This window comes from Pseudomonas fluorescens, from assembly GCF_005938625.1.
Classification (GTDB): domain Bacteria; phylum Pseudomonadota; class Gammaproteobacteria; order Pseudomonadales; family Pseudomonadaceae; genus Aquipseudomonas; species Aquipseudomonas fluorescens_BD.
The window spans coordinates 91,509-111,708 of the sequence record NZ_VCNJ01000002.1; the positions used below are offsets into that span (position 1 = coordinate 91,509).

Here is a 20,200-nt window from a genome sequence, read left to right on the forward strand (position 1 = left end):
CCTTGCCGTCAGCCCAAATGCGCCTCGTGACGCAGCTTGTCGCCGGCCGGATTGACGGCTTCGCGCAGGAAACCGAAACCGCTGCGGCGGTCGAGGCGGAACAGGGTGTTGGTGACGTAGACGTCCTCGCGAATGCCAACCACCTCCACGACTTCACTGACGCAGCGGCGCCCGTCGGGCATGCGCGTCAACTGGATGATCACGTCGAGGGCGGCGCAGATCATCTGGCGCAGGGTGCGTTCGGCGATGGAACGGCCGGTCAGGCCGACCAGTGTTTCCAGGCGCAGCAGGGCATCCTGCGCATTGTTGGCGTGCACGGTGCTCATCGAACCGTCGTGGCCGGTGTTCATCGCCGTGAGTACATCGACCACTTCGACGCCGCGAATCTCGCCGAGGATGATCCGGTCGGGGCGCATCCGCAGGGCGTTGCGAATCAGGTCGCTGGCCTTCACTTCACCGTGGCCTTCGGCATTCGGCGGCCGCGTTTCCAAGCGCACCACGTGCGGGTGACCGAGCTGCAATTCGGCGACATCTTCGATGGTCACCAGACGTTCGTGCGGATTGATCAACTGGCTGAGAATATTCAGCAGAGTGGTTTTGCCGGTGCCCGTGCCGCCACTGATCAGGATGTTGCAGCGCTTGCCGACCGCATCCTGAAAGAACTCGAAGATCGACAGGTCGATGGTTTGCATGGCCATCAGGTCGCTGCTTTTGAGCATGTCCTTGCGAAATTTACGGATCGACAGGCATGGGCCATCGAGGGCAATCGGCGGAATGATCGCATTGACCCGGCTGCCATCCGGCAGGCGTGCATCGACCATCGGCGAAGACTCGTCGAGGCGCCGACCGAGCGGCGCGAGGATGCGCTGCATCACGCGTTCGACGTGATGCGCATCGATAAAACGCAGGTCACTCTGGTGCAGCACACCGTCGCGTTCGATGAACACCCGGTGCGGGCCGTTGACCAGAATTTCGGTCACCGACTGATCGCGCAGCAACACTTCCAGCGGGCCGAAACCGGTGAGTTCGTCGACGATCTCTTCGGCCAGCCGCTCCATTTCGTAACGAGAAATTGCCAAGTGCAAACGTGCGATGTACTCGGCGACTTTGTCGGTGACAAATTGCGCGAGTTGCTGACGTGAACCTTCCAGCAGGTTTTTACCGGACTCTTCGAGGGCATCAATGATGTAGCGATGCAGGACCAGTTTCAGGCCTTCGTGATCGCTGTTGCCGACGCCACTGCGGGGTGTTGCGCCGAAGAGTTTTTCTGCGCTCATGAGGTGCCTCGCAAACGGTCGAACCAGGTCACTTTTGGCTTGGCCAGGCCTTCGGAGCGTTTGGCCAGACGTTCGCCGAGGGCGCGCAGGCTCTGCGTGAGTTTTTCTCGCGGGGCCAGTTCGAACAGGCTGATGCCCTGATTTTTGGCGTTGAGGCGCACTTCTGGCGTGAGGGCCAGCGTGGCGATCACTTCCAGGTTGAAGGTCTTGCCGAGGGTTTCCGAATTGGGCGCGACGTTGCTCAGGTAGCGGTCGATCAGCAGGCGTCCGTGGTCGAGCTTCATGCCTTTTTCGCGCCACAGATTGAGCACGGCAAGGTTGCGTCGGCAGTTGAGCACATTCTGATCGGTGTACCAGAGCAACTTGTCGCAGTGGCTGACAAAGGTGCGCAACGCTTCGCTGTCGGTCTGTCCGGTGAGGTTCACAACGATGTGCTGAAAGTGCTGGCGCAAGGCACTGAGCAACATGTACAGCTCGGCGGCGCTGGTGCTTTCCAGCGGCTCGTCATTGCTGGCGTAGGCGAGAATCCGCAGGCCGGCTTCGGCGCTGGTGAAGGCGCTGTCGATCAGCGTGGCGTCGAGCCTTCGCAAGTGGCGCAAGGCATCGCCGAAGTGGAACGAACTTTCCAGCCCGAGCAGGGCGAGGCTGTCACCGCGCGGCAAACCGAGATCAAGCAACAAGGTTTGCTGACCGCTTTTTTGCACCACCAACGCCATGTGATTGGCCAGCAGTGCGCCGTCGGAACTGCTCTGCACGCCATACATGACCGTGAGCCCGCCCAGTTGCGTATTCGGTGCCACGGGCGGCAGGCGTTTGCTCAAGCGTCGCACCAGCCCGGCGACTTCACTGGAGCGCGAACCGTAGGCGACAAAATCCCGGGCGCCGGCGCGCATCGCGTTGAGCACCAACTGATTGTCCATGCCGTCGCCGAGGGCCACGATCGCGAGCATCGGTTTGGCCTCCAGCGCGCCTTCGATCAACGCGCTCTGGGCGACCACGTGCTCGCGATCAAGACCGACGAACACCAGATTGGCAAAGGTCACGTCCACCAGCGCGAGCAGTTCGTCGAGGCTGCCGCCACCGGCGCTGACCACTTGGCCCAACGGTGCGAGCGCGCCTTGCAGCCACTCCAGATCGGTGCTGTTGCGGGTGATGGCGAGAAAGGTCTGGCTCAGGCTCTGGCTCATTGCGATAACCCGCTGCGCTTGTCGAAGTTGCCGTTTTCAAGGAAGAACATGCGGTAGAAATTCGGATCGTAATTACGCAGTTTTTCGCCCGGTAACGACGGCAATTGCGCATCGGCGGCCAGTGGCTGGACCAGATGCGGGGTGACGATCATCAGTAGTTCGCGTTCTTCGCGCTTGATCTGCGAGCCTTTGAAAAAGGCGCCGAGCACCGGGATGTCGCCGAGGCCGGGAAACTTGTTCACTTGCGAACTGTTGGTGGTGCTGATCAAGCCGCTGATGACGAAGCTTTCGCCATCGCCGAGTGACACGCTGGTGTCGGTGCGGCGGATGGTCAAGGCGGGCACGGTGGTGCCGGCGATCTGCACCGCGTTGCTGAAGTCCAGCTCACTGACTTCCGGGGCGACCTTCAAGGCGATGCGATCGCGGCCGATGATGGTCGGCGTCAGGGTCAGGCGAATACCGAATTCCTTGTACTCGATCGAGACGCTGTCGCTGCCGGAACTGGGCACCGGAATCGGAATTTCACCGCCGGCCAGAAAGCTTGCGCTCTGCCCGTTCAGAGCCACCAGACTCGGCCGTGCGAGGGTGTAGGCGAAGCCGCTGGTTTCCAGCGCATTGATGATCGCCATGGTCTTGCCGCCGATCCACGAAAAGTTGAACAACGAGTTGTCCACCGGCAGGCGGGGCTGCGGCACACCATCAATCGGTGGCAGGGTGCCGGGCGAACCAAACAGAAAGTTGCCGCGCGTGCCGATCAGTGAGGCGGTGGCTTCCTTGAGTTTGGTCCGGCTGACTTCGACGAAGCGAATATCGGTCTGCACCTGGGACGGCAGGTTCGGCTCATCCGAGGGTAGGGTGCCGGTCATGGCGGCAGTGGCGGCGCCCTGAACAAATACCATGCTTTGGCGCGGCTCGCTTGAACACGACGTCCAGACCATCAGGCTGGTGGCGCCGGGCGCCACACCGGTGAGCAAAAAGGACGAGCTGCCGTTGGCGTGCACGTCGGCAATTTTCGGATCGCCAATCGCCAGACGGGTGATCGCCACCGGCGACTGCACGTCTTGTTGAAAGCCTTCGCCGATTTCGATCACCGGCGGCATGCGCCCCAGTGCCGAACAATTGCCGACTGCTGCCAATGCGGCGTCCATCGACAGGCCCATCAGTAGCAGGGCGCGCAGCATGGATTTGAATGTCGGCCTGAAACGACTCTGCATGCCCTTGGATCCTTGCGCAGTCATGGGTTTTGTTGGGTGATCTGGTTGCCGCGAATGATTTCCACCGCTGGCCGTGGCGTGCTTCCTGGACCGGCGTTGGCAGGCGTTTTTGGAGCGCCGCTCAAGGCCAGTTGGGTGAACTGGACAAGTTGTCGGTTGGCGGTGTCGAGATGGGCCGTGGACTGGTCTTCACCGGCCCAGTATTTGGCCAGGCGCTGTTCTTCGCTGCTGCGCACGGCCAGGCGCAAGGTGCCGGCCTGCGTGGCGAGCATCAGGCGACTGAGCAGTTGCTCCGGCACTGCCAGCACCACCGTGCGCGCGGCGATGCGGCGTTGATCCTGTTTGAGTTTTTCGTCTGCACTGAGGGCCGGCGAGGTTGGTTGGCCGTCGTTGGTCAGGCCGTACTGTTCACCGACCCCGAGCACGCGCATGGCCGGTAAAACGATCTGCGCTGATTGTTCGAGGTTGCTGGAATCCTGGCGCAGGTAGAGCAACACATCGACGTAATCGCCGGGAATCAATTGCCCGGCCGCACCGATCACTTCGTCGACGGCCACGGTCAGTGCGCGCTCATCGCGGTGAATCATGCGTGCCAGCGAACCGCCGGCGGTGAAGCTTTCATCATTCAGCCAAGTGCCGGCGCTGAGGTGCCGCCAGGGTGTGCGGCCGACGGCCTGATCGACATTGCTCAAGCTGCCCGCCGGTGCACTGCGCAGTTTTTCCACCGCGACATCGGCAGCGGTCAGCGCGGTGAAGGGCGGCACGTCGTGCAGCAACACCACCACCGGTTGGCGGGTCTGGTCTTCGGCGATCGCGACAGTTTTTTCAACGGTGACGGCTGGGGCAACGGGCGCTTCGGCGACAGGCGCCGGTTGACGACTGAGCACCAGCCCCCAGTAACCGACAAAGATCGCTCCGAGCATAAGGATGGCTGCAAGGCCCATGGTGACGCGACTGTTCATGACGGCTCTCCCTTTCCTGCTGCACTACCCACCGCACTTGCTTACGAGAGAAGTTCCCAATCCGGCAGCTATGAACATGCAACTATTTCGCTATTTCCACGCTAGCTGATCCGAGCCAAAACGCCATTAGTGACAGGAAAATAACCCACTAAAGTATGAGTCTTGGCCAATTAACAGCAGCAATCGGCAACTTCGCGATGTGATTAATCCTTTGTGATTAATCCGTTCTTACAGTTGTTGGCTGGGGCTTTGTTGACAATGCTCAAATGGCACGGTGGAACCTTGCCGCTGTAGTGCGACATCGGCGCCAGAGGCGCGAAGGAGTGGATGTATGTTCCAGATGATTATTGATTACTTGATGGCCCGAGTCCGTCTGTTGTGCCGAAACGAGGAGGCAGCGTCGGCTATCGAGTACGCGATCGTGGTGGCGATGGTTGCTGTGGTGGTTGTGGCATTTGTGTCCCCGCTCGGTAATCGGGTGCTTTTCTACTTTAATAATATTCTGACCTCGCTTGGCGGCACGGCAATAGCCAGACCCTGACGACTGAGGAGAACTGCGATGCTCTTTGAATACCTGATGATTCGTACCCGCAGTTTCCTGGCCAATACCGAAGCTGCCTCGGCCATTGAATATGCGATTGTGGTGGCGATGGTGGCGGTGGTGGTTGTCGCGTTCGTCACGCCAGTGGGTGGCCGGGTGCTGGTCATGTTCAACAACCTGCTGGTGGCGCTGGGCGGAACAGCCGTGTCGACTACGCCTGCACCGTCGCCCTGAGCTGAACGAAGCTCAATGCCCGGCGAATGTCGGGCTACACTCGGTTTCACTTTCAGTTTTCAGGGATTGCCCATGACTGCTTCCTCGCTGCCGCGCCAACAGTTGCTTCTGGTTGACGATGAAGAGGACGCGTTGCTGGAATTGGCAGAGTTGCTGGAGGGTGAGGGGTTTACTTGTCATACGGCGACGTCGGTGAAGCTGGCGTTGCATCATCTGACGCGGTATCCGGATATTGCTTTGGTGATTACTGATTTGCGTATGCCGGAGGAGTCCGGGATGTCGTTGATCAAGCGCTTGCGTGAGCATACTTCGCGCCAGCATTTGCCTGTGATTGTGATGTCGGGGCATGCGGATATGGAAGATGTCAGTGATCTGTTGCGGTTGCAGGTGCTGGATCTGTTTCGCAAGCCGATTTATCACGTCAGATTGTTGGAGACTCTGGATAATTTGTTTCCCAAGCCTAAGGTTCAGGTTGGCTGAGGTTGAACTCGGCGGCCTTTGGGCCGACCGTGCTTTGGGTGGTTTTGGTGAATATCCGTTTTTTGGGTGTTGCGGCTGGCGGTTTCGCCCTTACGGCGAGGCACTTTTTCCAGACGCCGAAAAAGTACCCAAAAAGGCTTGCTCCTACGTGCGGCCCGCTCGCTAAAGCTCGGGGTTCCTTCGCTCCGGGATCGATCCGGGCGCAGCGCCTACGGTTTGCTTCGCTGCACCTCCTCTCGCTGTGTTTGGCTTCGCCAAACGGTCGCTGCGCTCCCACGCCCGGATCAATCCCGGAACGAAGCCTTCCGACGTCGCCCGTGGATCAAGATCAGGATCAAGAGCTGCAGCCGAGCTAACGCTCATCCTGTTGAGTGGTGGGGAGCAGAGGTGATGTGGGTTTTGGTGCACTGCTTCACTGCTTCACTGCTTCACTGCTTCACTGCTTCACTGCTTCACTGCTTCACTGCTTCTCTGCTTCTCTGCTTCTCTGCTTCTCTGCTTCTCTGCTTCTCTGCTTCACTGCTCTTGCTCTTGCTCTTGCTCTTGCTCTTGCTCTTGCTCTTGCTCTTGCTCTTGCTCTTGCTCTTGCTCTTCTGTAGGAGTGAGCTTGCTCGCGATGGGGGTTCGACTGGTGGTCGGGTTCTTGAGAATTTGACGCCATCTCTTTGACTTTTTGGTGGTATCAAAATGATGGCTCCTGTAGATTTCCCGCGCCCGAGCCAGGCCATCTGGGGGGCCGGTAGGGATGCCTGAACGAATATGTGAACCCTGCTGAAACTGTTTTTCATGTTTTGGAAGGGATTTTCCTTTGATGACCTCTCGCTTGCGCCATTCTTTACTGGCGTTGTCTATTGCCGCCGCCACCCTGCATGCCGGTTCCGCCACTGCCGATTACAATTTCGACATCAGCAGCGCACCGCTTGATAGCAACTTGCTGAACACGACCAATCTGGTCGACTTGCATGGCAATTTGAACGCCACGCCGGTGGCGGCGCCCGGGCTGACGTTCGGCGCACAGTTCATGGGGCTGAGGGCGCGGCAGTTGCGCAACAACGACAGCATCCGTATTGACGGCGCCACCCATGGCGTGGGGATCAACATTGGCGCCTCCGGTGCAGTGGCGACCAATATTACGTTGGGCTTGATCAACAGCGGCTCTATTGCGGTTCACGGGTTGACGGCGACTGGTAGTTCCACGGGAATTTCCGATGTTGGGAGCACACTCGGTAGCTCCGTCATGAATGATGGCAGTATCGAAGTCAGTGGCGCCAATGCCAGCGGGGTGATGCTGGTCCATACCAATACCAACGGATTCAGCAACCGCGGCACCGTCAGCGCCAGCGGTACGGATGCAGTGGGGGTGTTTCTCGACGGTGCCACTGTCCAGAGCACGATCAGCAACGACGGCACCATTCGCGCCACCGGCAGCAATGCCGAGGCGCTCACGCTGGAGGGGGTCACCTTCAATCGTTCGCCGAGCCAGAGTCTTTCCATGTTGTACAACAACGGCACGATTTCCGGTGAGTCCATCGGTGTGCACGTGAGTGGCCAGGTGGTGGGTGGCAATCCGTTTGGCATCTACCAGTTAAACGGTCTGATCGAAGGTGGCAAAGCGGCCATTCAGGTAGATGATGGCGAAAGTTATTTTGACTTCCTGGGCGGCACCGTAAGGGGCGATCTGCTGGGGCTGTCCGGTGTGAAAATCGACGGCGACGCGATCTTTGACGGTTCGGTTATCAAGTCCGGTTATGTCACGATCCAGGAGGGCACGTTGACCCTGGTACGCCCGCACACCACGATCATCGGCGACTTCGACATGGAGGAAGCCAACTCGGTATTGGAGATGTACCTGGGCAACGACACCGATCCAGCGTTGCCGGTGTTGAAGGTCACCGGCACCACCGATATTGCCCCCGGCGCGCAACTGCGGTTGCTGGCGCGCTCCAGTGATTTCCGCGTCACGCCCGGCGGCACGCGCTACACCTTGATCAGCTCGGGCACTCTGCTCGGTGGCAGCAACCTGACCGTAACCTCCTCTTCTGCATTGCTGGATGTGAAGAGCTTCGGCGTACAAGGCAACGACATCATCAGCGTGGTAACGGCCAAGTCCGATCAGGCGCTGTCCGACAACACGTTGGCGGTCGGCGGCAGTCGCAATGCGGCGACGTCGGTGGGTCGCCTGTCTGCGGTGATGTCGCGTATCGACGAGCATGATCCGGTGTTCCAGGCGTTTGCCAATGCCAGCACCGACACGCAACTGGCGCGGCTGGCCGAAACGCTCAGCCCGGACGTCAGTCAGGGTGTTCTGCACGCGGCGACCAACAGTCAGACGCTGGTGTCGGGCGTGCTCAACGACCGCGCCAATCGCGCACGTACGACCACCGGCACTCCGGAAAAAGGCGTCTGGCTGCAAGCCCTCAGCAGCGATGCCGATCAGGACGGCCGGCGCGGCGTCGCCGGTTATGACGCCGACAGCCACGGGATTGCCGTCGGTGCCGACGGTCAGTTGAACGCGGACACATCGATTGGTCTGGCTTACAGCTACCTCGACACCGACGTGAAATCCGACCTGGGCAGCAAAACCAAAGTCACCGGCCACGCGCTGACGGTCTACAGCAACTGGACGCATGAAAACTGGTTCGTCGACTCCTCGCTGATGTACGGCTGGAATGACAACGAATCCAAACGCTACGTCGCCGGCACCCGTGCCAAAGGCGATTACGACGGCGATGTGTTCGGCGTCAGCGCCCTGGCCGGTTATACCCTGCGCTTGACCCCGGATGTGGTGCTGGAGCCGCAGGTCGGTGCGCGTTACGCCAACGTCGGCATGGATGCCTACCGCGAGAAGGGCAGTTCGGCCTCGCTGAATGTCGGCAGCCAGCGTTATGAAGTGGGTGAGATGGGCGTCGGCGCGCGTTTGGCCGCCGCGTTTGCCGTCGGCACCGGCAGTCTCGTGCCTGAAGCGAAATTCATGGCCTGGCATGACGTGATTGGCGACAAGGTGGCGACCTCGTCATCGTTCGTACTGGGCGGCGATTCGTTCACCAGCCGTGGCACCACGCCGGTGCGCGACAGCTATGAACTGGGCCTGGGCGCCAACTATCGGATGGGCGCGTGGAGTGTCGGCGGTTCGTACAACTACGTAACGGCCAGCGGTTTTGATTCCAACGGTTTTACCGCGAAGGTGCGTTACGCGTTCTGATCCGCATCACGCAAAACCTGTGGGAGCGAGCCTGCTCGCGAAGACGGTGTGTCAGTCAACAGAACGGTTGGCTGATCCAGCGCTTTCGCGAGCAGGCTCGCTCCCAAAGTTGTTTTGACTCAGAGCTGGCGTGCTATCTGGGCGCTACAACTGATAACTGAAACTGATGCTGTACCGCGGCTTGCGATTGAACGTGTCCAGGGCTTCATCCGACATGGCCTTCGCCGCCTCCAGCGCAATGTTGTAGTACTTGGCATCGCCAAAGCGCAGCCCGATTGCCGCCGATGACAGATTGTTGGCCCGCACCGGCAATTCGTTGAACCAACTGCGCGAGCGATCGAGCACGACATACGGTTGCAGGATGCGCACCCAGTTGCCGTCGCGGTTGAAGCTGTAGTTGACCTCGTACGCCACACCCCAGCCCTTGTCGCCGGACGCTTGATCGTCGGGATAGCCGCGACCGAAATTCTGCCCGCCGAACACCGCGCGTTCGCTGTCGGGCAGGGTGTCGTCACTCCAGTACAGCGCGGCGGACAACACGCCTTGCCAGTTGTCGAAGAACTTGTCGCTCTGTACGCCAGACAGCCGCACCCGAAAAAAGTCCAGGTCGATGGCGTCGTTGTTGGTTTTCGCGCCCATGCTGTCGAGGCCTTGGTACACGCCGCCGCTGAGGATTCGGAGTTGCCGGGCGTCGGCCTTGCGCCAGTCGCTTTCGAAGGCGAGGGCGCGGATGTCGGTGCGTTCTTCGACACTCAGCGGGAAGCCGATCACGTTGTAGCGGGTCTTGTCGTTGACCGCGTAAAGCCTCGAGCCGGCGGTCAGCAGTTCGTTGGAGGCGGCAATCAGCGGCAGTGTGATGCCGATGGAGTAGCGATCGTTTTCGCGGTGCGGTTTGAGCTGCAGGCCATTGTCGAGCAGCACATTGGTGCCGGGGTCGGCACGGTAGCGTGAAGCCGACAAGGCCAGTTGCGCCCCCTCGTCATTGACGAACTGGTTGTAGTCGAGGCGGTAGTAATGTTCGTGATCGTCACCGGGTGGAAACAGGCCACTGAGCGTCAGTTGCTCACCCATCGATGTTTGCGAGTTGCTGCTGACGCCGAGCAAGGCCTGGGTGCCGTTGCGGTTGTCTTCGGTGGTGCTTAGCGTGCTGGTAAAGGGTTTGCGACTGGCTTGGGCGACCAGCGTTGTCGCGCCGTCGGTGGTACCGGGCGGTGGTACCTGGGCCTGGATCGTCACGCCGGGAATACGCGTCATCAGCGTGGTGTAGCGCTCGAAGGTCTTGCGGGTCAGCGGCCGTTCGGCCTGGATTTTCGCCGCCAGTTTGTCGAGCAGGGTTTTGACCCGACCGACATCGCCCTGGATCTGGACATCGCGTACGTAGCCTTCCACCAGCACCACGCGCGCTACGCCGTCATTGAAATTTTGCTGCGGCAAGAACGCGTAGGACAGCAGATAACCGTCCTGCTGATAGCGCCGGGTGATGCTGCGCGTGGCTTCGATCAGCTCGGCGAGGTTGCTTTGGCGGCCGATCAGGGGCTTGTAGATTTCGGCGAGTTCGTTGAGTGGATAGAGGGTGCCGCCTTCGATCTGCACGGTTTGCAGATTGATTTTGGTGTCCATCAACAGGGGCTGCGCGGCGGCTGCACCGGCGTCCGGCACTTGCACCGGTGTGGCACTCGGTCGATAGGCGTCCGCCGGCAAGTTCGGCACCGGCAGGTTGCGGATGGTTTCATTGCTGTTGAGAAAGCTCGGCAGGGTGTCGGCGAGGGCGGCGGAACTGAGACTGAGGAACAGCAGGGATGCCATTACGCGCATAGGACACTCCATGGTCAGATCACAGCGCAGGGCTGATTTCTCCTAAGAAAAAAGGCGGAAGATTCGTGGGAATCTTCCGCCCTCAACCAAGCGTAGGCGCTGTAGGTGAGGCCGTCGAATCGGCCAGGTGCAATTTAGCGTTTGTTGCCTCCCAGGGTGCCAGTCAGACCACCGAGTACACCGCCCAGACCGCCTCCGGTAGTGCCCCCGCTGGCACCGCCGTTGACCAGTCCACCGACGGCGGCGACAGTGCCGCCGACGTTGCTGACCAGACCACCGACTGCTGTGGTGACCGGGTTGTTGGTGGCGGCAATCGCGCCACCAATATTGCTGACAGCGCCGCCGACCTGACCGGTGAGACCGGCGACAGGCGAGCCGAGACCGGTGGCCCCACCGACTTGCTGGGTCAGGTTGGTGACGGCACTGGTGACCGGATTCAGGCCGTTGCCCAGGGCGCTGCCAACGGTAGCCAAGGGTGAAGTCGTTGCGGTGATCGGTGAACCCGAGCCGCCGAGTACGGTGTTGAGCGAAGCGACGGTGTTGCCCAAGCCAACAGCAGTGACACCGCCGGCACTGACCACGCCATTGGTATTACCGGCATTCAAGCCTGCGCCGACGTTGACCACTGCGCCACCCACCGTTTGCAGCAGGCCAGTTCCACCGAGGCCGCCGCCCACGCCGCCAGTGCCTGAACCTGTGCCGTTGGACACCAGACCGCCAGCCTTGCCGACCGCTGTGCCGGTATTGCTCAAGGCGCCACCGAGCGTATTGGTCACGGCATTGCCGTTACCGGCATCGGTGACCTTGTCACCCAGGCCATCGACGGCGCCACCGACTTTCGCCACCACGCCTTTGAGCGGGTCGCCAAGGCCGGTTGCATCGCCGATTTTGTCTGTTGTGCTTTCGACCATGGCGATTACGGGCACCAGGCTACCGCCGAGTTTATTGGTCAATTGACTGGTCGGGCCGCTGGTCAGCGTGGTGTCGAGGGTATTACCGAGCATGGTGACTTTCTCACCGACACCATCGAGCAGCGGCGCGACTTTGGTGACGACTCCGCCGACTACCGGCACGCTGCTCGTGGCGGTTGCCAGTTTGCCGCTGAGGTCGGAGACGCCGTTGCCGACATCCGTGACCACGCCGCCGACCGAGGCCACGGTGGTGGTCAGGCCATTAGGATCTGTGGCCAGTTTGCCGACGCCGTTGCCAATGCCATCACCCAGGGTAGTGACAACATTGCCGGCGGTTCTGGCCGCACTCTGTACCACGCCACCGACCACCGGAACGCTGCTCAGGGAGTCGCCGATCTGGCCGACGCCATCGCCAACACCGGCCACGGTGGTGCCGACATCCTGCACCAGCGTGGTGGTCACCAACGGCGTAGGGTTTGGATTGGTCGGGTTGGTAGGATCCGTTGGATTTGTCGGGTTGGTCGGATCGGTGCCACCGGTTCCGCCCGTACCGCCAGTACCGCCCGTGCCTCCGGTTCCGCCAGTGCCTGCGGTATCACCGGTGCCACCCGTGCCGCCAGTACCCGATGTACCGCCAGTGCCAGCGGTGCCGTCCGCCGACGAACTGCCGGAGCTACTGTGATGGCCGCCACCGCCGCTGCTGCAGCCGGCGAGGCCAAGGGAGAAAATCAATGCCAGAGCGATTGCTGATTTGCACCACACGTCTTGAGTTTTCATGATCGAGATTCCTTGCACCTGTCACAACGTACGTTGTCTTCGATGGCTCGCCGGTCTATTGCCGGTGATGCCTTCGCCCGTTGTGCTCAATCTCAGTCCATGGGCAGGTTCCAGACCATTCTCAAGTTGGTATTAACGCCTTTATATACAAGGCGAAACTCAGTGCCTAAGGACTAATACCCAGGTGATAGCCGCGCAAAAAAAGGCCTTGATAATCAAGGCCCGGGATTTTTCGGCGAAGGGGGGAAGGGCGGCAAAAACTTAAGTTATATACACACAATTAACGGTGTCGCGCGTGCTCAGGCAATGGGTTGCCACTGCCCGACCATGTGTTCCAGCTCTTGTGCACCGACCAGGCGCAACTCACCACTGGACCCCGCCGCGCTCGCCAGCAGCGTCACTTCACTGGGCAGGCGCACCGGTTTGCGAAAGTGCACGGCGATCTCGAGGTTGGCCTTGGGCAAATGATCGCTCAGCGCCGCGAGTGTGCGTGCCTTGTTCCACAGACCATGGGCGATGGCTGTTGGAAAGCCAAACAGCCTTGCACTCGCCGCGCTCAAGTGGATCGGGTTGTAGTCTCCGGAGACTTTGGCGTATTGCCGACCGATATCGGCCGGGGCTTTCCAGCGCGCCACCTCCACCAATGATTGCGATGGCTCCCAGGTTTGCTCGACAGCCTCGCCCTCAAGCTTCACACCCCGACAGAGCATCTGGCTTTCGGCTTCCCACAACGGCCCGAGCTGGTCATCCAGCGTGGTCAGCAGATCGAACGTTGCACCTTTGGGATGCGCTTGCAGATTTGTCACACGCACGCTCACTTGCGCTCGACCGATCCCGCCCATCGGTCGCAACACGCGAATGCGATTGCTCAGATGGATCAACCCCAACAGAGGAAACGGAAACTCCCTGGCGGTGAGCAATTGCATCTGCAAGGCGAAGGCGAGGATGTGCGGATACGTCGGCGGCAGCAGAGCGTCATCGACGAATCCGCACACCTTGCGATAGGCCGCCAGACGCTTGCCATCGACATCGACCCAGCAGCGCAAGCCGCCGTCAGGCAAGTGTGTGCCGGTGATTTTGCGACGAGTCGCCGCCCGTGCGTACAGCCCGGGCAGACTCGGTTCACGATCCAGCGTGTGCCATTCGATGCTCATGCCTAAGCCCCCAGAACACTTTGTCCACAGACCCGCAGCGCTTGCCCGGTAAATGCGCCGGTGCCCGGTTGCGCCAGCCACGCGACCGCTTCGGCGACGTCTTGCGGCAAGCCGCCCTGACCGAGCGAACTCATGCGCCGCCCGGCCTCGCGCAGGCCGAACGGAATGTGTGCTGTCATCTGCGTTTCGATAAAACCGGGGGCGACGGCGTTGATGCTGATGCCGCGTGCCAGCAGTGTGGGTGCCCAGGCCTGCGCCAGACCGATCAGCCCGGCCTTGCTCGCGGCGTAGTTGGTCTGCCCACGGTTGCCGGCGATGCCGCTGATCGAGGCCAAAAGAATCACCCGCGCGTCATCGTGCAGCGTGCCGCTGTCGAGCAGGGCTTTGGTCAGCACTTGCGGGGCATTGAGGTTGACCGCCAGCACAGCGTCCCAGAATTCCGGGGTCATATTGGCCAGGGTTTTGTCGCGGGTGATGCCGGCGTTGTGCACCAGAATATCGAGGCCGTCAGGCAACTGTTCAACCAGTTGCGCGGCGGCGTCTTCGGCGCAGATATCGAGGGTAATCGCACGACCGCCGAGGCGCGCGGCGAGGGCTTCCAGATCGGTTTTCGCTGGGGGAACATCGAGCAGGATCACGTCGGCGCCATCACGGGCCAGCGTTTCGGCAATGGACGCACCGATGCCGCGTGCAGCACCGGTGACCAGCGCCTTGCGCCCGGCCAGTGGCCGCGTCCAGTCAGTCACTGGCGTCGCACAAGCTGTGAGGCGAATGACTTGTCCGGACACGAACGCGCTTTTCGGCGAGAGGAAAAACCGCAGCGGACCTTCCAGTTGATCTTCAGCACCTTCGCCGACGTAGATCAGTTGCAGCGTGCCGCCGCTGCGCAGCTCTTTGGCCAGCGAACGGGAAAACCCTTCCAGCGCTCGTTGCGCACTCGCGGCAAACGGGTCAGTCAGGGTTTCCGGCGCACGACCAAGAATTACCAGATGGGCGCTGTGCTCAAGATTCTTCATCAACGGCTGGAAGAATTCGCGCAGCTGTTTGAGCTGGTCGGTGTGCAGTAATTCACTGGCGTCGAATACCACAGCTTTGAGTTTCGGGCCGTGGCCGGGAATCCATTCGGTGGCGCTCGCCGGTTGCTCGCCGTAGCGGTAGATACTCTCGGTCAAACGGTTGGCGAAAGCGTTGACGCGTTCGGCCAGCGGCCCGCCGCCGATCAGGAGTGCACCTTCGACCGGTCGCAGGCGCCCGGCCTGCCAACGCTCCAGTCGCACCGGCGACGGCAGACCCAGCGCCCCGACCAGACGATGGCCGATGGACGAGTTAGCGAAGTCGATATAGCGGTCAGACATGGAACGCTCTCCAGAAATTGGGGTTCAAAGTGTGGACTGTCGATGGCAATCAATCGTTCGATCCACGCAATAAGGCCTACGCTAGACACTGAGGTTTAGCAGGTCTTGCAGATATGCGCGGACCCTGTGGGAGCGAGCTTGCTCGCGAAGGCGTCGTATCAGTCAGAAAAATTGGTGAATGTGCCGCGCTCTTCGCGAGCAAGCTCGCTCCCACAGGGATTGTTTCAATCCGAAATTTTCTAAGGAGTCATTCATGAGTCAGCTGCGCCGCGTCGCGATCATTGGCGGTAACCGCATTCCCTTCGCCCGTTCCAACGGGCCGTACGCCACGGCCAGTAATCAGGCGATGCTCACGGCCGCCCTTGAAGGCCTGATCGAACGCTACAACCTGCACGGCCAGCGCATTGGCGAAGTGGTGGCGGGCGCGGTGCTGAAATTGTCACGAGATATGAACCTGACCCGTGAATGCGTGCTCGGCTCGCGCCTGTCACCGGCGACGCCCGCCTACGATATTCAGCAAGCCTGCGGCACCGGCCTGGAAGCGGCGATCCTGGTGGCGAACAAGATCGCCCTCGGTCAGATCGAGAGCGGCATTGCTGGCGGCGTCGACACCACCTCGGATGCGCCGATCAGTGTCAGCGAGGGCCTGCGTAAAATTCTCCTGCAAGCCAACCGCGCCAAGACCACCGGCGACAAGCTGAAAACCTTTCTGCAACTGCGGCCGCAACACCTGATCCCGGAATTTCCGCGCAATGGCGAACCGCGCACGGGCCTGTCGATGGGCCAGCACTGTGAGCTGATGGCGCAGACTTGGCACATCCCGCGTGAAGAGCAGGATCAGCTGGCTCTCGAAAGTCACCACAAGCTGGCTGCGTCCTACAGCGAAGGCTGGCACAACGATTTGATGACGCCGTTCCTTGGCCTGACCCGTGACAACAACCTGCGCCCGGACCTGACCCTGGAAAAACTCGCGACGCTGAAACCGGCGTTTGAAAAAAGCGCCAAAGGCACGCTGACGGCGGGCAACTCCACACCGCTCACCGATGGTGCGTCTGTGGTGCTGCTCGGCAGTGAAGAGTGGGCGAAAGAGCGCGGCTTGCCGATCCTGGCTTATCTGCGCGATGGTGAGGCGGCGGCGGTAGATTTCGTCAACGGTGCGGAAGGCCTGTTGATGGCGCCGGTGTATGCCGTGCCACGGCTGCTGGCGCGTAATGGCCTGACCCTGCAGGATTTTGACTACTACGAAATTCATGAAGCGTTTGCGGCGCAGGTGCTATGCACATTGAAGGCCTGGGAGGATCCCGAATACTGCAAAACCCGTTTGGGCCTTGACGCGCCGTTGGGCTCTATCGATCGCAGTCGACTCAATGTGAAGGGCAGTTCGCTCGCGGCCGGGCATCCGTTTGCGGCGACCGGTGGGCGCATCGTCGCGAACCTGGCGAAGTTGCTGGACGCGGCGGGGAAGGGCAGGGGGCTGATCTCGATTTGCGCCGCTGGGGGCCAAGGCGTCACCGCCATCATTGAACGCTAAAAGAGCCCCTCACCCTAACCCTCCCGAAACGTCGGACCGCCCAAAGGGAGAGGGGACTGATTGGGGGATGCTTCAGAGTTACACCGACCTGATCTTGCTTTACAGAATCCAAAATCGACGGGGTTTCAGTCAGATGTTGAGCCCCAATCCATAATCGACGCGGTATTTCAGGTCGATGCATAACGCCAGACACCTCGGTCAACCCCCTCTCCCTGTGGGAGAGGGCTGGGCGGGCGGCGTTCCGATGAGGGTGGCTGTTGAGGTTCAGGTACGAAACCGTCTGACCAACCCATCCAGCTCATTCGACAATCCCGCCAGACTCTGCGAATCCAGACGCGCCGAGTTGGCCAGTTCCGCCACCAACTGCGCATCCCCGTGAATCTGGCTGATGTGGCGATTGATGTCCTCAGCCACTTGATGCTGTTCTTCAGCGGCGGTGGCGATCTGCGTGTTCATGTCACGGATCACATCCACCGACTCGCGGATCTGCCCGAAACTCTCGCGCGCCTCGCCGATGCGCGTTACCGACTGCTGCGACACCTGCAGGCTGGCATGCATCTGTTGCGTGACCTGGCTGGTGCGCTTGGCCAGATTGCCGAGCAGACCATCGATCTCTGCCGTCGAATCCGCCGTGCGTTTGGCCAGTGCGCGCACCTCATCGGCGACCACAGCAAAACCGCGGCCCTGCTCACCGGCGCGCGCTGCTTCGATGGCGGCGTTGAGCGCCAGCAGGTTGGTCTGCTCGGCGATGGAACGAATGGTGCCGAGGATCGACTGGATATCGTTGCTGTCGCGCTCCAGTTGCTGCATCGACTGCGCCGATTGCTCCAGCTCCTGGCTCAATTGGTCGACGCTGTTTACCGCCGCATCAATCTGCTGCTGACCTTGGCGGGCCTGACGCTGACCGCTGTCGGCGGAGTCTGCCGCCTGGCTGCACGAGCGTGCGACTTCATTGGCAGTGGCGACCATTTCGTGGAAGGCGGTCGAGACCATGTCGACGGCTTCGCGCTGACGCCCGGCCGCTTCGGCCATGTCGCTCGAGACTCGGGTCGAGCTCTGCGAGGTCGCGAGGATTTTCCCGGCGGCGCCGCCGATGTGCTGGATCAGGCTACGGATCGCGGTGAGGAACTGATTGAACCAGTTGGCCAGTTGCGCGGTTTCATCGTTGCCACGGATGTCGAGGTTTTTGGTCAGGTCGCCTTCACCCTGAGCGATGCCTTCCAGACCACTGGCAACGCTGCGGATCGGGCGTACGATCAAGCTGGCAAAACTGGCGCCGACTACGGCGAACAGCACGGCCAGCACGGCGGCGATGATCGCGATCAGCCAGGTCAGTTGCGTGGCGGCGCTCATTACATCGCTCTGCTTGATCAGGCCGACGAAGGTCCAGCCCAATTGCTCCGACGGCCAGACGTTGGCCATATAGCGCTCACCGTTAAGCTCGACCTCCACCAGACCTTTGCCGGCCTTGGCCAGTTGTGCATAGCCTTCGCCGAGGCTGTCCAGCGGCTTGAAGTTGTGTTCCGGCTGCTTCGGATCGACCAGCACCGTGCCGCTGTTTTCCAGAAGCATCAGGTAGCCGGTTTCGCCCAGTTTGATCTGCTTGACGATCTCGGTGAGCTGCTTGAGCGTCACGTCAATGCTGACCACGCCGCCATTGCTGCCGAGTTTGTTGTCGATGGTGCGCACGGTGCTGACGTAGGTTGCATCGTCCTGCGCCCAGTAATAAGCGGCGGTACGGAACGGCTTGCCCGGTTTGGCCTGTGCGGCCTTGTACCACGGTCGCTGACGCGGGTCGTAGTTGTTGAGTTTGGGGTCGTCCGGCCACGACACATATCCGCCGGCAGCGGTGCCGACGATGGCGTAGGCGTAAGCCGGGTGGGCGTTGCCCAGATCCTGGAGGAACGCGAAGACCTTTTTGTCCATCTCGCCCTGCGGGATGGATTCGGCGTTGCCGCTCATGTAAGTCTTGAGGCTGTCGTCGGTGTTTTTGATCAGCGGTTGCGACGCCAGGTAGTCGACGTTCTGGCTGATGCCGTCAAAAAACAGCTGCATGGCATTGCTGACCTGACGGATCTCGCGACCGCTGCTGTCGACAAAGCTGTCCCGGGCATCACTGCGCAAGTTCATCACCACCAGGGTCGCGACCAGAACCACCGGCAAGCAGGCGATGATTGCAAACGCCCACGTCAATTTCTGTTTGATGTTCATCCGCGCTCCAGATTTTCTTGTAGGCCCACGCAGTGCAGATGACTTGTGGTTTATTGGCAGCCGAAAACGTTGTGAATCACCCGCTTCCCTGAGTGCGGCATCGCTGATTGTTTTTGAACGATTGTCGGACAAATCCCTCTGTCATTGAGGGCTTCGGCTGCAAAACAGGGAAATTGAGGCGACTTTGCAAAAATCTTCCGAAGGGTTAACAGCCGGATGTCAGATTCTGTCGCAAATGCCCTTGAAGACATGTACCAACAAGTACAACGGCCTCGGCTATGATTCCCCACGGTCGATGCGCGAGCGCAGAGTTGGCCCTGTTTAATCCGGCACAGTGTGTGCATTCTCAACGTTCACAGGTCGGCAACCCCTCCCCGTGATGCGAGGATTGCCGTATAACGAGTGACATTCGCGTGTTTGGTAATAAAGGACCCACAATAAAAGCTGATGAAGACTCCAAAACGCATTGAACCCCTGATCGAGGACGGTCTGGTCGACGAAGTGCTGCGCCCACTGATGAGTGGTAAAGAAGCAGCTGTTTATGTGGTGCGCTGCGGCAATCAGTTACGTTGCGCAAAGGTCTACAAGGAGGCGAACAAACGCAGTTTCCGCCAGGCGGCCGAGTATCAGGAAGGCCGCAAGGTTCGTAATAGCCGACAGGCACGGGCGATGGCGAAGGGCTCCAAGTTCGGTCGCAAAGAGACCGAAGATGCCTGGCAGAACGCCGAAGTGGCGGCGCTGTTCCGTCTGGCCGGTGCTGGCGTGCGGGTGCCCAAGCCGTACGATTTCCTCGACGGCGTGCTGTTGATGGAACTGGTCGCCGACGAATTCGGCGATGCCGCGCCTCGTCTGAACGACGTGGTGCTGGAGCCGGATCAGGCGCGCGAGTATCACGCGTTCCTGATTTCGCAGATCGTGCTGATGTTGTGTACCGGTCTGGTGCACGGTGACCTCTCGGAGTTCAACGTGCTGCTGACGCCGACCGGCCCGGTCATCATCGACCTGCCGCAGGCCGTCGATGCTGCCGGCAACAACCACGCGTTCAGCATGCTGGAGCGCGATGTCGGCAACATGGCTTCGTACTTCGGTCGCTTTGCACCGGAATTGAAACTGACCAAGTACGCCAAGGAAATGTGGGCGTTGTACGAAGCCGGCACCTTGCACCCGAACAGTGTGCTGACCGGTGAGTTCGATGATCCGGAAGACCTGGCCGATGTTGGCGGGGTGTTGCGCGAGATCGAAGCAGCGCGCCTCGACGAGGAACGCAAGCAGGCGATCCGTGCGGCGGACGACGAGCCGAAAGGCAAGTCCGACGAACCACCGCCGCCACCGTGGATGCAGTGATTGCT

Annotated in this window: 15 protein-coding genes and 1 pseudogene; 6 read left to right on the top strand and 10 right to left on the bottom strand. The window is 60.6% G+C overall.

The features are described 5' to 3' along the window. Nucleotides 1-8: 8 nt before the first annotated feature. From FGA82_RS01710 to cpaB, 4 genes are read right to left on the bottom strand one after another with little or no spacing between them, the layout of a single operon-like run. On the bottom strand, nucleotides 9-1,277 hold the full coding sequence (locus FGA82_RS01710) for a CpaF family protein (protein WP_141125814.1): 1,269 nt from the start codon (nucleotides 1,275-1,277) through the stop codon (nucleotides 9-11). Continuing rightward, entirely contained in the window at nucleotides 1,274-2,464 is a 1,191-nt protein-coding gene (locus FGA82_RS01715; RefSeq protein ID WP_141125815.1) for a pilus assembly protein, read from the bottom strand. The genes FGA82_RS01710 and FGA82_RS01715 overlap by 4 nt, the downstream gene beginning before the upstream one ends. Then, nucleotides 2,461-3,678 (bottom strand): type II and III secretion system protein family protein, encoded by a 1,218-nt coding sequence (locus FGA82_RS01720; protein ID WP_141125816.1) that lies wholly within the window; start codon nucleotides 3,676-3,678, stop codon nucleotides 2,461-2,463. Before FGA82_RS01720 ends, FGA82_RS01715 begins: the two co-directional genes overlap by 4 nt. A gap of 20 nt (nucleotides 3,679-3,698) precedes the next feature. Next, nucleotides 3,699-4,640, bottom strand: coding sequence for a Flp pilus assembly protein CpaB (cpaB, locus tag FGA82_RS01725; protein ID WP_141125817.1), 942 nt, complete (start codon nucleotides 4,638-4,640; stop codon nucleotides 3,699-3,701). Nucleotides 4,641-4,971: 331 nt separating this feature from the next. Between cpaB and FGA82_RS01730 the strand changes: the two genes are divergently transcribed. The 4 genes from FGA82_RS01730 (at nucleotide 4,972) to FGA82_RS01750 (ending at nucleotide 9,097) form a co-directional block, all read left to right on the top strand. Continuing rightward, complete coding sequence (locus tag FGA82_RS01730) at nucleotides 4,972-5,181, top strand: Flp family type IVb pilin (protein ID WP_141125818.1); 210 nt, start codon at nucleotides 4,972-4,974, stop codon at nucleotides 5,179-5,181. Nucleotides 5,182-5,199: 18 nt separating this feature from the next. Next, entirely contained in the window at nucleotides 5,200-5,415 is a 216-nt protein-coding gene (locus FGA82_RS01735) for a Flp family type IVb pilin (protein WP_141125819.1), read from the top strand. Nucleotides 5,416-5,487: 72 nt separating this feature from the next. After that, nucleotides 5,488-5,895, top strand: coding sequence for a response regulator (locus FGA82_RS01740; protein WP_141125820.1), 408 nt, complete (start codon nucleotides 5,488-5,490; stop codon nucleotides 5,893-5,895). Nucleotides 5,896-6,706: 811 nt separating this feature from the next. Continuing rightward, nucleotides 6,707-9,097 carry an autotransporter outer membrane beta-barrel domain-containing protein gene (locus FGA82_RS01750; protein ID WP_249384207.1) on the top strand — a complete coding sequence of 797 codons (2,391 nt, stop codon included), beginning with the start codon at nucleotides 6,707-6,709 and terminating at the stop codon, nucleotides 9,095-9,097. A 144-nt stretch (nucleotides 9,098-9,241) separates the two neighbouring features. Here the strand turns inward: FGA82_RS01750 and FGA82_RS01755 are convergent, their stop codons facing one another. From FGA82_RS01755 to FGA82_RS01770, 4 genes are all read right to left on the bottom strand, one after another. Then, on the bottom strand, nucleotides 9,242-10,912 hold the full coding sequence (locus FGA82_RS01755) for a ShlB/FhaC/HecB family hemolysin secretion/activation protein (protein ID WP_141125823.1): 1,671 nt from the start codon (nucleotides 10,910-10,912) through the stop codon (nucleotides 9,242-9,244). A gap of 134 nt (nucleotides 10,913-11,046) precedes the next feature. Then, nucleotides 11,047-12,600 (bottom strand): collagen-like triple helix repeat-containing protein, encoded by a 1,554-nt coding sequence (locus tag FGA82_RS01760; protein ID WP_141125824.1) that lies wholly within the window; start codon nucleotides 12,598-12,600, stop codon nucleotides 11,047-11,049. 299 nt (nucleotides 12,601-12,899) lie between these two features. Next, nucleotides 12,900-13,754 (bottom strand): MaoC family dehydratase, encoded by an 855-nt coding sequence (locus FGA82_RS01765; protein ID WP_141125825.1) that lies wholly within the window; start codon nucleotides 13,752-13,754, stop codon nucleotides 12,900-12,902. Nucleotides 13,755-13,756: 2 nt separating this feature from the next. Next, nucleotides 13,757-15,109, bottom strand: coding sequence for a 3-oxoacyl-ACP reductase (locus FGA82_RS01770; protein WP_141125826.1), 1,353 nt, complete (start codon nucleotides 15,107-15,109; stop codon nucleotides 13,757-13,759). Nucleotides 15,110-15,362: 253 nt separating this feature from the next. Between FGA82_RS01770 and FGA82_RS01775 the strand changes: the two genes are divergently transcribed. Then, nucleotides 15,363-16,640, top strand: coding sequence for an acetyl-CoA C-acetyltransferase (locus tag FGA82_RS01775; RefSeq protein ID WP_141125827.1), 1,278 nt, complete (start codon nucleotides 15,363-15,365; stop codon nucleotides 16,638-16,640). 264 nt (nucleotides 16,641-16,904) lie between these two features. Here FGA82_RS01775 and FGA82_RS32790 read toward each other — a convergent pair whose 3' ends face one another. Together FGA82_RS32790 and FGA82_RS32795 are read right to left on the bottom strand one after the other, a co-directional pair. Then, nucleotides 16,905-17,672: a methyl-accepting chemotaxis protein gene (locus FGA82_RS32790; protein ID WP_416221716.1), complete on the bottom strand. Its 768-nt coding sequence runs from the start codon at nucleotides 17,670-17,672 to the stop codon at nucleotides 16,905-16,907. Nucleotides 17,673-17,762: 90 nt separating this feature from the next. Further along, nucleotides 17,763-18,851 (bottom strand): annotated as a pseudogene (locus tag FGA82_RS32795) (cache domain-containing protein); the annotation flags it as partial. Between the two features lie 447 nt (nucleotides 18,852-19,298). On the opposite strand from FGA82_RS32795, the gene FGA82_RS01785 reads away from it, so the two are divergent. After that, nucleotides 19,299-20,195, top strand: a complete 897-nt coding sequence (locus tag FGA82_RS01785) for a PA4780 family RIO1-like protein kinase (RefSeq protein ID WP_007914672.1) — start codon at nucleotides 19,299-19,301, stop codon at nucleotides 20,193-20,195. Nucleotides 20,196-20,200: the final 5 nt, after the last annotated feature.

Coding starts and splice junctions, on each gene's coding strand:
- FGA82_RS01710 (WP_141125814.1), bottom strand. CDS start 1,277: ATGAGCGCAGAAAAACTCTTCGGCGCAACACCCCGCAGTGGCGTCGGC.
- FGA82_RS01715 (WP_141125815.1), bottom strand. CDS start 2,464: ATGAGCCAGAGCCTGAGCCAGACCTTTCTCGCCATCACCCGCAACAGC.
- FGA82_RS01720 (WP_141125816.1), bottom strand. CDS start 3,678: ATGCAGAGTCGTTTCAGGCCGACATTCAAATCCATGCTGCGCGCCCTG.
- cpaB (WP_141125817.1), bottom strand. CDS start 4,640: ATGAACAGTCGCGTCACCATGGGCCTTGCAGCCATCCTTATGCTCGGA.
- FGA82_RS01730 (WP_141125818.1), top strand. CDS start 4,972: ATGTTCCAGATGATTATTGATTACTTGATGGCCCGAGTCCGTCTGTTG.
- FGA82_RS01735 (WP_141125819.1), top strand. CDS start 5,200: ATGCTCTTTGAATACCTGATGATTCGTACCCGCAGTTTCCTGGCCAAT.
- FGA82_RS01740 (WP_141125820.1), top strand. CDS start 5,488: ATGACTGCTTCCTCGCTGCCGCGCCAACAGTTGCTTCTGGTTGACGAT.
- FGA82_RS01750 (WP_249384207.1), top strand. CDS start 6,707: ATGACCTCTCGCTTGCGCCATTCTTTACTGGCGTTGTCTATTGCCGCC.
- FGA82_RS01755 (WP_141125823.1), bottom strand. CDS start 10,912: ATGCGCGTAATGGCATCCCTGCTGTTCCTCAGTCTCAGTTCCGCCGCC.
- FGA82_RS01760 (WP_141125824.1), bottom strand. CDS start 12,600: ATGAAAACTCAAGACGTGTGGTGCAAATCAGCAATCGCTCTGGCATTG.
- FGA82_RS01765 (WP_141125825.1), bottom strand. CDS start 13,754: ATGAGCATCGAATGGCACACGCTGGATCGTGAACCGAGTCTGCCCGGG.
- FGA82_RS01770 (WP_141125826.1), bottom strand. CDS start 15,109: ATGTCTGACCGCTATATCGACTTCGCTAACTCGTCCATCGGCCATCGT.
- FGA82_RS01775 (WP_141125827.1), top strand. CDS start 15,363: ATGAGTCAGCTGCGCCGCGTCGCGATCATTGGCGGTAACCGCATTCCC.
- FGA82_RS32790 (WP_416221716.1), bottom strand. CDS start 17,672: ATGGCCGAAGCGGCCGGGCGTCAGCGCGAAGCCGTCGACATGGTCTCG.
- FGA82_RS01785 (WP_007914672.1), top strand. CDS start 19,299: ATGAAGACTCCAAAACGCATTGAACCCCTGATCGAGGACGGTCTGGTC.